The organism is Paraburkholderia aromaticivorans (genome assembly GCF_012689525.1).
In the GTDB taxonomy this organism is placed as follows: domain Bacteria; phylum Pseudomonadota; class Gammaproteobacteria; order Burkholderiales; family Burkholderiaceae; genus Paraburkholderia; species Paraburkholderia aromaticivorans_A.
This window is the reverse complement of sequence record NZ_CP051514.1, coordinates 1,442,406-1,454,530: the sequence shown is the minus strand read 5'-3', so window position 1 is coordinate 1,454,530 and position 12,125 is coordinate 1,442,406. Positions and strand designations below refer to the sequence as shown.

At 59.8% G+C, this 12,125-nt stretch carries 12 protein-coding genes and 1 pseudogene; 3 read left to right on the top strand and 10 right to left on the bottom strand.

Features of this window, described 5'->3' with window-relative positions; all coding sequences use genetic code 11:
- Nucleotides 1-528 precede the first annotated feature (528 nt).
- Nucleotides 529-969, top strand: coding sequence for a hypothetical protein (locus HF916_RS50605; RefSeq protein WP_240975148.1), 441 nt, complete (start codon nucleotides 529-531; stop codon nucleotides 967-969).
- Nucleotides 970-1,563: 594 nt separating this feature from the next.
- The gene (locus HF916_RS06850) at nucleotides 1,564-1,815 is read left to right on the top strand and encodes a hypothetical protein (protein WP_168788265.1); all 252 of its coding nucleotides are present in this window, start codon (nucleotides 1,564-1,566) and stop codon (nucleotides 1,813-1,815) included.
- Nucleotides 1,816-2,275: 460 nt separating this feature from the next.
- On the opposite strand, the pseudogene HF916_RS06845 reads toward HF916_RS06850, so the two are convergent.
- The 7 genes and pseudogenes from HF916_RS06845 to hpaH all read right to left on the bottom strand — a co-directional run.
- A pseudogene (locus HF916_RS06845) lies at nucleotides 2,276-2,856 on the bottom strand (IS30 family transposase); the annotation flags it as partial.
- A gap of 40 nt (nucleotides 2,857-2,896) precedes the next feature.
- The gene (locus HF916_RS51960; protein WP_431311361.1) at nucleotides 2,897-3,148 is read right to left on the bottom strand and encodes a helix-turn-helix domain-containing protein; all 252 of its coding nucleotides are present in this window, start codon (nucleotides 3,146-3,148) and stop codon (nucleotides 2,897-2,899) included.
- Nucleotides 3,149-3,295: 147 nt separating this feature from the next.
- On the bottom strand, nucleotides 3,296-3,862 hold the full coding sequence (locus tag HF916_RS06840; protein WP_168788264.1) for a hypothetical protein: 567 nt from the start codon (nucleotides 3,860-3,862) through the stop codon (nucleotides 3,296-3,298).
- Nucleotides 3,863-4,093: 231 nt separating this feature from the next.
- Nucleotides 4,094-5,365 carry an acyl-CoA dehydrogenase gene (locus HF916_RS06835; RefSeq protein ID WP_168788263.1) on the bottom strand — a complete coding sequence of 424 codons (1,272 nt, stop codon included), beginning with the start codon at nucleotides 5,363-5,365 and terminating at the stop codon, nucleotides 4,094-4,096.
- Between the two features lie 64 nt (nucleotides 5,366-5,429).
- The gene (locus tag HF916_RS06830) at nucleotides 5,430-6,281 is read right to left on the bottom strand and encodes an HpcH/HpaI aldolase family protein (protein WP_168788262.1); all 852 of its coding nucleotides are present in this window, start codon (nucleotides 6,279-6,281) and stop codon (nucleotides 5,430-5,432) included.
- Nucleotides 6,282-6,286: 5 nt separating this feature from the next.
- On the bottom strand, nucleotides 6,287-7,150 hold the full coding sequence (locus HF916_RS06825) for an alpha/beta fold hydrolase (RefSeq protein ID WP_168788261.1): 864 nt from the start codon (nucleotides 7,148-7,150) through the stop codon (nucleotides 6,287-6,289).
- A 102-nt stretch (nucleotides 7,151-7,252) separates the two neighbouring features.
- Nucleotides 7,253-8,053, bottom strand: coding sequence for a 2-oxo-hept-4-ene-1,7-dioate hydratase (gene hpaH, locus HF916_RS06820; protein WP_168788260.1), 801 nt, complete (start codon nucleotides 8,051-8,053; stop codon nucleotides 7,253-7,255).
- A gap of 355 nt (nucleotides 8,054-8,408) precedes the next feature.
- Between hpaH and HF916_RS06815 the strand changes: the two genes are divergently transcribed.
- A complete protein-coding gene (locus HF916_RS06815; RefSeq protein WP_168788259.1) occupies nucleotides 8,409-9,782 on the top strand; it encodes an MmgE/PrpD family protein in 1,374 nt (457 codons plus the stop codon).
- A 148-nt stretch (nucleotides 9,783-9,930) separates the two neighbouring features.
- Here HF916_RS06815 and HF916_RS06810 read toward each other — a convergent pair whose 3' ends face one another.
- From HF916_RS06810 to HF916_RS06800, 3 genes are all read right to left on the bottom strand, one after another.
- Nucleotides 9,931-10,770: an alpha/beta fold hydrolase gene (locus tag HF916_RS06810; protein WP_168788258.1), complete on the bottom strand. Its 840-nt coding sequence runs from the start codon at nucleotides 10,768-10,770 to the stop codon at nucleotides 9,931-9,933.
- A 105-nt stretch (nucleotides 10,771-10,875) separates the two neighbouring features.
- On the bottom strand, nucleotides 10,876-11,430 hold the full coding sequence (locus HF916_RS06805) for a VOC family protein (RefSeq protein ID WP_168788257.1): 555 nt from the start codon (nucleotides 11,428-11,430) through the stop codon (nucleotides 10,876-10,878).
- A 104-nt stretch (nucleotides 11,431-11,534) separates the two neighbouring features.
- A complete protein-coding gene (locus HF916_RS06800; RefSeq protein ID WP_168788256.1) occupies nucleotides 11,535-12,077 on the bottom strand; it encodes a VOC family protein in 543 nt (180 codons plus the stop codon).
- Nucleotides 12,078-12,125: the final 48 nt, after the last annotated feature.

The following is a 12,125-nucleotide window of genomic DNA, read 5'->3' as shown; positions in this document are numbered from 1 at the left end:
AACTAGTTGCGGGTTTCCTGAGGCGGCTAAATTTGTCTGCGAGCCGCATCAGGACTGGATTTGAGTGGTCTGCGCGGCCGGATCAGTTAAGGTCCGGATTTGCTGATGTTACGGATGGCTGAAAGTCAATGCGGGCAAGCGATTCCAACGAAATTGAGCGTTGAGCAGTTCGAGCAATTTGCCGGGTCTGAGCACGGGTCGGCGCGGACCGGCACCGACGTTGGGGTTACACAAGATCTTCAACTACATCCTTCAGCTGCTGTACATGGGCTGTCAGTGGAAGGCGCTGCCGATCGCAAAGAATGACGAAGGTAGGTCCTGAAATCCACTGCACGCGCATCTATCGGCACTCCGGCGGTGGCAGACCTACGGCTGCATCGACAGTATTTTTGCCGGCTCGGTGCGCAAGCTTCACCAGGACGGGCTGCTCGACCTCACGATCATTCACGGCGACGGCACGACCACTGCCGCGAAGAAGGGGGCGACAACCTGGGGTACAGCAGACACAAACACCTCAAGGGCGACAAGGTGGTCGCCTTCTGCGATCGCCGCTGCAACGTGATCGCGCCATTCGCATCTGCCCCGGGTAACCGCAACGAATCGCCGCTGCTGCGTGACGCGCTGCCCAGACTGAACCGCATGCCTCGCGCCATTGGCATGGACCTGCAAGACTCAACGGTCAGCCTAGCCGGCGTCTACGACTGCCGGACCAACCACAAGGCGATTTTCAACCGGGACATGATTCCCAACATCCCCGAAAATCCGCGTGGACGTAAAGCGCCGAAGCGGGGCCGCAAACTGCGCTTCGATCCAGCCATTTTCGAGGAGCGCTTCAGGACCATCGAGCGGGTCTTCGCCTGGGATGACAAGTTCCGGCGCCTGCTGCTTCGCTTCGAGCGTCTGAGCCCGGTTCACTATGCATTCAAGACCCTCGCTTGCACGATGATCAACCTGCGGCACTACAGCTGACGATCAGCGCCGGTACGAGCACCATGGCGGCGGCGCCCCGCGCCATGAAGCGTCACGCCAATGTCATCTGCAATCCTGACAAACCATTGATAAAAAATTGCATAACGATCAATCTTTTCACAACTCTCGAACCGCTCCTGCACGCCTACGCTGCATCGCTCCTTCACATCCCGCTTACGCTCGAGTGAAACCCGCAGCCAGTTGATTAACTTGGATTCTTTGCCTGATGGAAGAGCAAGCGTTTACGCGCGTCGGGTGTTTCACGTTGTGAACAGTCTATTGCCGCGCCGAGTTACGTTCAAAAATATCTCCACAGTCGATGAAGTATGCGGGCGCTTGTTGAACCATTTTGAGAAAACCCACGGAGAGCGCAGGTGGGCTTAATACGGCAAGCTGAGGTTGGCACTTGGCAGTTGGCAGCCAGACATTGTCAGCGAGCTCACTGCAGCAATGCGACTTTTCCATTTGCTCCGAGTGGACCGAAAAGTCGACGACCCGGCGTACCGGGAGTGTCGGTTGATGAGACGCCTGTTGATCCGGATCGCGTATCGGTATCTCCGCTTCTCTCTCTTACAGTTTTTGATGGAGCAACCCATGAAAGCAACGAATGCGCAGTCCCTGCGTTCGCAGGTCGAAAAGTGGTTGGCACCGAGTTTCCTGAGTTCGGTGCGTGTAACGGTATTCGGTCGCACAGGCTCGGGTAACGGCCGATATGTGCGCGTCGAGTCACTGGAAGCTGCGGGCTCCCATGCGTTGTTTTTCTTTCTGCATGGAAGATGTTGCTGGAGTGTGTTTCCTCCAAAACCGGAAAGTCCGAAGATGGCAGCGGAACGCTTTGCAACATGAGAAGAGAGCGTGCAGAAGTTGGGGAGGCTCCCAAGGGATGGCCGCTCGCGCATCCGGGCGCGGCACCGGCGTCATGCGACGTACGCTGATCGGTATCGCAACGGTGAGGGAGTAAACCATGCGGTTGATCACCGAAGCAAGGTTCGCCGACGGGTTGTGCCACAGAACATGTTTGCATTCTGCATCTCCACTTTAGACATTCGCGCCTCCGACCCGGGCTGACGGGGCGGAGAAGTACTATGAAGGCCTGAATAGTACGTGACGTAGGAATGGATCGTGGGACCGCCGCGCCGCTTGCGCGGTTTTAGCGCAAGCGCTTTCGCCCCGCATAAAACAGCGCATCGCACCATTGAAGGGCGGTTTCAAACTGAAGTGGACGGCGTCAAGCAGGACGTCCGGTTTACCGACATTCATCTTCCCGGCTCTTTCTGTTTGTCGCTGGCTGTGCGGCGCCGATAGCGTCGAGCTCGTCCTGACTGTAGACCGATAGGTCAGTGCCTTTAGGCAAATATTGACGAAGCAATCCGTTGGTGTTTTCGCAGATCCCGCGCTGCCAGGGACTGTGTGGGTCGCGGAAGTAGACGCGCACGCCGGTGGCTGCCGAGTTCTTGATGCCGCGACATTTCTTTGCGCTGGTCGTAGGTAAAGGTTTGTCGCAACGGCGCGGCAATCGAGCGGAGTTTTGCAGAAAAGCCCGCCAGCGCGGAAGCGGCGGTGGCGTCTTCCATCTTGGCGAGCAGCACCAGGCGGCTGGTCCGCTCGACCAGAACGCCGACAGACGATTGATTTCGGGAGCCCTTGATGAAGTCGCCTTGCCAATGCCCAGGCAGCAGTCGGTCTTCGATTTCGGGCGGCCGAACATGAATGCTGACCATATCCGGAATCTGTCCGCGCCGGTCTGTGCCCCGTGTTGCGCGGCATACGCGTGCTGTGGCTCTGGCGCAGGCAGGCGCGTAGTTCGCCGCGCGGCTGGGCGTAGATGGCGGCGTAGATGGTTTCGTGTGAAACCTGCTGGGTCGGGTCGGTCGGATAATTTCTGCTGGGGCGACCATTTCCAATCTAGCAGAGTGAGAACGATGCGTCAGCAGACGCTTTGCAGGCAAAGCTTGGTGGGGCAGCGACCCGCGCTGCGGCGTGCGGCGCTGAGCGCTTCAGCCGGCACAGATGCGTAGCCCGCAGGAGAGCTGTCTCGCGTCAGTTCGCGGCTCACGGTGGCCGGCGAGCGGCCGAGTATTCGAGCCATGGTCTGAATACTTACATTCTGTAGCCGCAGGCTTGCGATGGCGAGGCGTTCTTCAGGTTGAAGCTGTTGGTACGAAGTTTTGTCGGGCATTGCGACACCTTATACGAGATAGGTGTTGCACTTCGCTTTTGAGGGCGCCGATCCTTTCCGATAGGTTTCTTGAGAGGATCTATTTACATTTCTTGTCGTCTCGACGCAAAGGGCGTAAGTTCGAGTCGGCCGCATCCCTGATAGCGTCTACAGCAGTTGCGGACGACCAAGAAGTGTGGCCATTCTAGCGGCATCATCTTGCGCCCAGGCTTCGCGAACAGCCGTGCTTGACACCCGTTCGCCATTGACATTTACAGTAGGCATCGATTCTACCTCGAACCCGAATGTTTGCCCCATTCTGCGCAGCAACGCGAGATCGCCGCGACGCTCGTCGCCGAACCGGAAGTCATCCCCAACTAGCAGCCAGCTCACGCCGAGCCGCGACACGAGCACTCGCGATACGAATAACTCTGCCGACATGCTCGCCATATGAACGTCGAACGGGCAGACATAGAGACGGTCGACCCCGGCGTTTGCGAGCAAAGCTGCTTTTGCGGGGAAATTGGTCAGTCGAAGAGGCGCGTTGCGCGGAAAAAGGAACTCTCGCGGATGAGGTTCAAATGTCAATACGCAGACAGGTAGACTGCGACGTTGCGCTGCTTCCTTCAACATCGTGACCATCGCTTGATGCCCACGGTGGACACCATCAAAGTTCCCGATCGTGAGTGCCATAGATCGGTCGGCAGCATCGGGTAGGTCTCTGAAAATTTCCATGGAATTCACCAGGCAGCGAGGACAAATCCATAGTCGGCGCTATCTTGCACCGAACACGGATCCGTCGCGTCGTTCAATGTTCAAACCGGAAGCTGAGTTGGCCCTTGTCCACTACCTTGTGGTCGCCTAGAACCTGTGCGTATATCCGATCGTATAAACGCCGGAAAGTCCCCGGCGCCTTTATGCCGAAAACGGTTTTGCTCCTTAGCGGCGAAAGTTCACCGATGGCGTTTATCGGTAGTAGGCCAGCGTGCCGAAGTCGCTGAACGGCGCCGGCGCCACACCGAACAGCGCCTTGATGTACTGACCCGCAGCGAGTTCACGACCTGCGGAACCGTGGTTGCGCGCCGCCATCAGGTCGCGGAACACATGCTGTAGCGGGTTGCTGGTCGCCGAAGCGGCTGCACCGGCGATGGGCCACAAGTCAGCCATGGTCTCGAAGCACGCGGCGTTGGCATCGGCCGACTCGAAGCGCAGGCGCATGCGCTCCAACGGTGTGGGCTCTTCACCTCGACAGGCCAGTTCGAACATATCCCGCCAGTTAGCCAGGTGACGGTTGCGCGCCCCGTTTACCCTGGTCAGTGCGTCGGCGAGCTTGAGGTGCAGAAAGGGGTTGTTTGCGATTGGCGCGCCGGTGCCTTGGCGCGTGAGGCGCACGCGTGACTGTTCGAGGAACGTATCGATACCGAAGCGCGCGACGCCGAGCACTGTGTTAGTGGCGGTGGCATTGAAGATCCCGAGGAACGACATCCAGTAGAGCGGCCGATTGTTGATCAGCCAGCCCTGGTTCGCACCGTTGTAGGTATCGATCAGGTGATGCGTGCGGTAAAGCGGTACAAACACTTCTTCCAACGTGACGGCCTTGCTGCCGGTGCCTTTGAGACCCTGTACGTCCCAGCTGGAATGGTCGATGCTCAGATCGCTGACTGGCACCACGAAGTTGCGGTCACCACCGCCGAGGATGACCCACTGCGCGTGGTCGACGCCGCTGGAAAAGGTCCACGTGCCATTGAGCACGTAGCCGCCATCCACTTCGCGGACTTTGCCGATCGGTGCGTAGGAACTGGACGCGCGGGCATCGGGGTTGTCACCCCAGAATTCCTCTTGCATGCGCGGGTCCATCAGCGCGATCTCGAAGGCGTGGCAGTTCAGCTGGCCAGCGATCCATGCCGCCGAACTGTCGGATTCCCCAATCATCATCACCGCTTCGAAGAAGGAGGCCGGGTCGGTTTCCAGGCCGCCGTACTGGAGCGGAGTGAAGGTACGGAAAATACCCGCTTCGATCACGTCGGCAACGGTGGCATCGGGGACCTTGCCCATTTGCTCCGATTCTGCGCGGCGAGCCCCAATGCCTGGCGCGACACGACGCACATCGGTGATCAGTTGACGACCGGCGGACAACGCACGTTCGCGATACTCGGACCAGTCTGCGTTGCCGGCCTGCTGGCGTTGAGTGGGGATGTCCTGGGTAAAAGGGGCTGAGACGTTCAGTACTGCGGACATGTTCGATCTCCAAGGAGGGAATTCGTTACGGGGACTGGGTTCATGGGACTCGAGAAAGATCAGGCTAGTAGCCAGCAGTGGCGACGGACGCTGAAGGGCAGCCCGGCTGAAAGCGCGCGGCCAACGCCTTTGCGGCCTGTGCGAACAGGCTGATGTCGACGCCCACCGCTATGAAGGTGACGCCTGCGTCGATCCACTGGTTGGCTTGAGCTTCGACCGTGGCCAGGATGCCTGATGCCTTGCCGGTCAGATGAATGCGTTCTACGGCGTGCCGGATGGCGTCCACCACTGCAGGATGGTTGGCTTGACCGCGCAACCCCATGGACGCGGACAAATCGGCAGGTCCAATGAATACGCCATCCACGCCGGGCGTGGCGGCGATAGCGTCTATGTGGTGCAGTGCTTCTATCGTTTCCACCTGCACCAGCAGGCAAGCTTCTTCGTTGGCTTCGTGAATATAGTTGCCGTAACGCGACCAGCGTGAGGAGCGCGCGAGGCCGCTGCCCATGCCCCGCGTCCCCTCGGGGGGGTAACGCATGGCGCGCGCCAGTGCTAGTGCCTGCTGCGGCGTCTCCACCATGGGCACGAGCACGGTTTGCACCCCAAGCTCCATGTACTGTTTTATCAGCACGGGATCTCCTACGGGCAGGCGCACCACCGGGTGGGGGATCGCCCATCCGGGAGGCAGGGTGGCTGCGCCGCTGCTGATCGCCTGCAACTGGGCGAGGGTGCTGCGCAGATCGTTGGGAGCATGCTCGCCGTCGATGAGCAGCCAGTCGTAGCCGGTGCCCGCGATCATCTCTGCCACGTAGGCACTCCCCGTGGCTGTCCAGAGGCCGATCTGTCTATCGCGTCGGGAAATGGCACGTTTAAAAGGATTGACCGGCAGGGCGGACGTCGTCGGGATCGTGCTCATGCGTCTTATGCCTTCTTCAGAAACGCAATGCTGGCTTCGTTGAACGCATCGGGCTGTTCGTACTGCGGCCAGTGGTCACAGCCATGCATTTCCACAAGTTCCGCAGTGGGGGCCGTCCGCGCAATGGCATAGGCATTGCTCAGGAACATGTTGGGTGCGTCCACACTGGCGATGACCTGGATTGGCAGTGTCAATGAACGCCATTGCGCTTCGCTCAACGCTTGCCCGCCCAAGGTGAAAGCGAGCAGGTGCGGCATGGCGGCTTTCATGCGTGAATCGCTGTATATGTCGAGCCGGACGGCGATGAGGTCGTCCATCAGGGTCTCGGGCTTGAGTACCAGCCCCGTCATCGCGGCCGCCACCGTCTCCCAACTCGGGTCGGTCGCGGCAGCAAGCCGGCGTTTGCGCACGCCCTCTGCCATGCGTGCCTCTTCAGCCGGGTCGGTGATGATGCCGGCCGGTGCCACCATCACCAGTTTGTTCACGCGGGCAGAGTGGGCGTGCGCCAGCGCCGCCCCTACCCAGGAACCCAGCGACACGCCCACCACGCTCGCGGTGTTGAGCGACAGGGCGTCCATGACACCGCGCACATGCTCGGCGTAGTCCTTGATCCGATAGTCGAAATCTGGCTTGTCTGTCCAGCCGCAGCCCAGCATGTCGATACCGATGACGCGGAAATGTTGCGCATAGGCTGCGTAGTTAGCGCAGAAGTTCTCGAGGCTACCCGCTGTACCGTGCAGTAGAAGCACGGCGGGCGCGTCGGCGGGGCCCGCTTCCAGGTACCGGGTCTGAACGCCTCGCACGTCGATCGAACCGAGCCGGTGCGAAGTCCTGAAGAGGTGGCGCCAGATACTTTCGTGGTGTCGCATGTCGTGGTGTGGGTCTTGGATGGATGGGCGGGTGCGCCGCCTCGATGAAGCGGCCTCCGGGACGTTCAAGGTAACTGCACACGCGGAATGCATGATATTGCGCTACACGAAGCGAAACGCGATGGAACCGAGCGGACCATAGTCGACGTGGAAACTGTCGCCGGCAGCGGCGGCCACTGGTCGGGTAAACGATCCGGCCAGCACGACTTCGCCCGCGGCCAGGCTCTCATCCCAAGGCGCCAGTTTGTTGGCGAGCCAGGCGACGCCGTTGGCCGGGTGGTTCAGCACAGCGGCGGCCACGCCGGACTCTTCGATAACCGCGTTCTTGCACAGCAGGGCGCTCACCCACCGCAGGTCCATTGCGTCTGGCTTCACGGGCAGGCCGCCGAGAACGATGCCCGCGTTGGCCGCGTTGTCGGCGATCGTGTCGAAAACTTTGCGCGGCGTTCTGGTCTCGCGGTCGAACGGCTCGATGCGCGAATCGATGATTTCGACGGCCGGCGTGACGTACTCGGTGGCACGCAGCACGTCGAAGATCGTGACATTTGGGCCGATCAGGCGCTTACCCAGGATAAAGGCCAGTTCAACTTCGACGCGAGGCGCGATGAAGCGATCGATGGGGATATCGCCTTGCGCAAAAAACATGCTGTCCAGCAAGGTGCCGTAGTCCGGTTCGGCGATCTGGCTGCTGATCTGCATCGCGCGCGAGGTGAGGCCAATCTTGTGGCCTTTGACCACCTGACCTTCGGCAACCTTGCTAGCGACCCACGAGCGCGAAATGGCGTAGCCGTCCTCGATCGTCATGTCGGGGCAACGCTTCGAGAATTGCTCGATGGGGCGGCGGGTTTTTTCGCTGGCATGGAGTTCTGCAGCGAGACGCTGAATAGTGTCGGGCGTCAGCATGGGCGCGTCTCCTCTCTTACGTGCCATGTTGGAATCGGCGTGCTGCGGCGGTCTCGTGTCTTTTTCATGGTGGGTGTCCATAGACTTGGACTAGCGGGGTATCGAGGGAGCGTGGAGGAATTCTTCATCACTTGGCGAGGCGGCGACACCCTGTTCACACAGTGAAACAAACGCGGTGGCTAACGGGGCGGCTAACGCGGACGCGTCACGATCTGCAAGCCTGTCGCACTCTGTGAACAGGGTGTTGCTATCTCGCGCTGTCGACGAGAATCACGGCGCAATCGCGCGCGCTTGCGCGCTGCCATCGGCTGTCGAACGCCGACAATCGAGAATCAATCCACAGAGGACGCTACACATGCTTATCCATCAGTTGGCTCGACACATCACCAACACTGCCTACGAAAGCCTCTCCGCCGATGTCATCGAGGCGGCGAAACTGAGGTTGATCGACGCGTTGAGTTGCTCCGTGGGTGGCCATGTCGCGCCCAGCAACGATGCGTTCATGAACGTATTTCGGTCGTGGGGAGGCGCACCCCAGGCGACGGTGCTGGGTTACGGCGACAAGTTGCCGTTGCCGCAGGCCGCGCTGATGAATTGTCTTTCCGGGCGCTCATTTGATTTCGAGGTATGCGGACCTTCTCCCGAAGGTGTCAACGAAGGCAAGATGGTCGGTCATGTGTGCAGTACGACCGACCCGACCGCGCTGTCCATCGGCGAGTTTCTGGGGGTCAGCGGCAAAGACCTGATCGTGGCGGTGGTGCTGGGCGGTGACATCGGTGCCCGCATCGCCGTTTCAGAGGAGTTCAACTTCGACCAATGCTTCGAGGTGTGTGGCACGGCCAACGCCTTCGGTGCGCTGGCGGTGGCGGCCCGCCTGATGAAGCTCGACGAAGCCCAGATCGTCAACGCGTACGGCCTATTGCTACACATGGTGTCCGGTTCCTACCAGTCCCTTTGGGATGGCGTGGACAGCTTCAAACTTCCTGGTGCGCTGGCGGCCTACAACGCGATCCTTTCTGTGCAGCTTTCACAAGCCGGATTCTCTGGAGTCAAGGATGCGCTTACCAGCCCGCTTGGCTATTACAACCTTTTTGCCTACAAACCGGTGCCGGAGAATCTGGTGGCCGAGTTGGGCAAGCGTTTCTACGTGAAGGGCATGCACAAGCTGCATCCGTCCTGCTACGGCAACCACAATCCGATCGAGTGTGTGCTCGAAATCGTCGCTGCACATGATTTCAGCAGCGAGGACGTGGAGCTGATTACGCTCGACGTACCGCCGCATCGCGTCAGACACTTCCTCAATCAGTCGATGAACGGCGAAGACGCTCAGGCTCGCTCGTTGTTCAGCATCCCCTTTGCGATCGCCAACGCGGTGGTCAACAAGTGCGTTGAGCTCGAACACTACGACTCCGCGCAGGTGTACAACCCAGCGGTGTTGGCCTTAACCGAGCGTGTGAGGCTCCAACCGGCGGCGGACCTGGTGAAGTCGCAGCTGTCACGCCTCACCGTTTATCTCAAGGACGGCCGCGTCTTCAAGACCGAGCGCAATCAGTTGCCGCTAGGTTGGGCCGAAAACCCGATCAGCAAAGCGCAGGTCATTGAGAAGTATTGGCGCAACATTGGCTTCTCACGGAAGGTTTCCCGGGACAACGCGCAGCGCGCCCTCGATGCGCTGAACAGCCTCGAAACCCTGGAGAATGTCGCGCTAATCGCCGAGAACTTGCACTAGGTTCTCTCTTGCCGGATTCGCCTACGGGCGAATCCATCCGGCAAACCCGATGAGCGATGTTGACCTTGGTATGGGGAAGCGGACCTTCGTGAGCGATCGACCTTCGCGAGATACGCCGAAGGTCTGTCGTTAAAGCGGGAGATGAGCGTTAGAGGCTAATGCTGAGGAAGCCGATCACTTCCTGGTTGAATTCAGCCGCCTTTTCGAAGGGCACCCACAGTCCGCACTTGCCGTGGATGTGCACGCGTACGTTAGGGATGCGGTTGAGCATGAACAATGCATTGTCGTAGTTCATGGTCAGGTTGTTGCGCCCCCATATGACCAGCGTTTCGGCCTCGATCTTGTGCAGGTCTTGCCATAGCGGTTCGAGGGTTTGGCCCGGCTTGCCACCTTTGCCCTCTGGCGCCTTGGCCATGAACTCCGGATCGACGCTGGCTTCGTAGCGTTCGCGGATCACCTCGTCGGTCAGCACCGATTTATCGTAGACGATGCGCTCCATGATTGCACGCATGCGCTCCATGCTCGGACCTTCCCCGCCGTAGTAATCGTGTGAGGCCGAGCTCGCTGGCGTCGCCTGAAATAGCGACAGGCCGCCGGGCGAGTTGATCACGACGAGGCGCTCCACGAGGCGCGGATAATCGATGGCCATTTTCAGCCCGACGGAGCCCCCGGTGGCCAGCCCGACGATGTGCGCGCTGGAGATTTCCAGGGCACCGAGCATGTCACGGAACACCTGAGCGTAGAAGCTTGTACGCGGCCCGTCGATCTCGGGTTTGTCTGACTTTCCGTAACCCGGCAGGTCGACGATCAGCGTGCGAAAGTGCTGCGACAGGGCTTCGAGGTTACGACCGAAGTTGCCCCAGCCAAAAGCGCCGGGAGCTCCGCCATGGATGCACAGCAGCACCGGGCCGCTGCCGGCCTCGTGGTAATGAACCTTGATCGGACCGGCCTGAACAAACCGGCTGGTGTTTTCGCGTGTCAGGGGCATGCGTCAATACCTTTGAATGAAACGAAGGGTGCCCCGTCCTCGGAGAAAGACAGGGCACGTGGTGTGAAGTGGGACGTGAGCAGCTTTGGGCCGCTGCGTGCGTCGTCAGGCGGCGTTGAGGGCTGCGTCGATACGAGACCCGATTTGCGCCATCCACGCGTCGCGGGTCATGTAACCCGGCTGCGCCTGGGCTTTCTGTCTGGTGCGCTCGAAGATAGTCTCGACGGGTTCGTTGATGAGGTCGATATCCCACCACGTCGGTTGCTGCACGTACCACGGCGATGGGGTGTAGCACTCGATGCGGTTACCTTCGGGGTCCGATACATAAATGCTCCAGGTGTTGCCGTGATCCTTCTGCTGGAGGACCGGCACCCCCGCCTTGTGGAACGCTTTCGCGAGTTGCGAGAGATCTTCAAGGCTGTCGTAGACGAAGGATATCTGTTGCATGGCCGGATGGCCTTCGCGGCGCAGATTGGCGAAGGCGATCTGATGATGCTCCTCGGGATTACCCGTCATAAACACGACACGCGCGCCATCGGCCTTGCCAGTGCCGACGTCGGACACAACGAAGCCGAACCAGCGGGTATAGAATTTGCCCAGTTCGTCCGGGTCGAATGCAGAAACGCCAATGTGACGAAAGTGGCCTTGTGGAATCGGCATGATAGATGCTCTCGAGGTTGCAAGTGGGTTGGGGCACGGCGCCTGCGCTCCGCTCGGTCTGACGACGGATCGCCGGAGCCACGGGATTGGATGGGTCGGCGGTTTCAGGCCGACATCGTTTGCGCAACTTGCGCCATCCACTCGTCGCGCGTCATGAAGCTTGGATCCGCGCGGACCTCACGTTCAACTTGCGCGAGGATGTTTTCGTCGGGCAGAGTCAAATCCATGGGCTTGCCGGCGGGCTGCCTGACGTACCATGGCGTATTGCAGTAAATCTCGCACTGGTTGCCGTCCGGATCGATCACGTAAAGGCTCAGTGCATTACCGTGGCTTTTGATCATGCTGATTGCCACGTCTTCGGTCTGCGCTTTCTTGTAATACTCTTTGAGAGCAGTGAGGTTGTCGACGAGGAAAGACAGCTGATTGACGGTTGGCTTGCTTGCAGGATCGCGCCCCGCTACCAGCACAATCTGGTGATGTTCGGTCGGATCCGAGCTCAGGAACACGCCCTTGCCGGAGCCACCCATCCCGCCGTCGGTCGCGACCAGGCCGAACCAGCGTTGATAGAAATCGGCCATCCGTTCGAGGTCCACGACATAGATTCCGACATGTTTGAAGGTGGCTTTTAGTGGGCTTGTCATGGTCATCTCTATCGAAACGTGTGGGTATGGATGGTTCGGAGTACGCGCGCGGCG

Excerpts from the sequence above, each read along its gene's own strand:
- HF916_RS06850 (WP_168788265.1), top strand. The coding sequence starts at position 1,564 with ATGAAAGCAACGAATGCGCAGTCCCTGCGTTCGCAGGTCGAAAAGTGG.
- HF916_RS51960 (WP_431311361.1), bottom strand. The coding sequence starts at position 3,148 with ATGCCCGACAAAACTTCGTACCAACAGCTTCAACCTGAAGAACGCCTC.
- HF916_RS06840 (WP_168788264.1), bottom strand. The coding sequence starts at position 3,862 with ATGGAAATTTTCAGAGACCTACCCGATGCTGCCGACCGATCTATGGCA.
- HF916_RS06835 (WP_168788263.1), bottom strand. The coding sequence starts at position 5,365 with ATGTCCGCAGTACTGAACGTCTCAGCCCCTTTTACCCAGGACATCCCC.
- HF916_RS06830 (WP_168788262.1), bottom strand. The coding sequence starts at position 6,281 with ATGAGCACGATCCCGACGACGTCCGCCCTGCCGGTCAATCCTTTTAAA.
- HF916_RS06825 (WP_168788261.1), bottom strand. The coding sequence starts at position 7,150 with ATGCGACACCACGAAAGTATCTGGCGCCACCTCTTCAGGACTTCGCAC.
- hpaH (WP_168788260.1), bottom strand. The coding sequence starts at position 8,053 with ATGCTGACGCCCGACACTATTCAGCGTCTCGCTGCAGAACTCCATGCC.
- HF916_RS06815 (WP_168788259.1), top strand. The coding sequence starts at position 8,409 with ATGCTTATCCATCAGTTGGCTCGACACATCACCAACACTGCCTACGAA.
- HF916_RS06810 (WP_168788258.1), bottom strand. The coding sequence starts at position 10,770 with ATGCCCCTGACACGCGAAAACACCAGCCGGTTTGTTCAGGCCGGTCCG.
- HF916_RS06805 (WP_168788257.1), bottom strand. The coding sequence starts at position 11,430 with ATGCCGATTCCACAAGGCCACTTTCGTCACATTGGCGTTTCTGCATTC.
- HF916_RS06800 (WP_168788256.1), bottom strand. The coding sequence starts at position 12,077 with ATGACCATGACAAGCCCACTAAAAGCCACCTTCAAACATGTCGGAATC.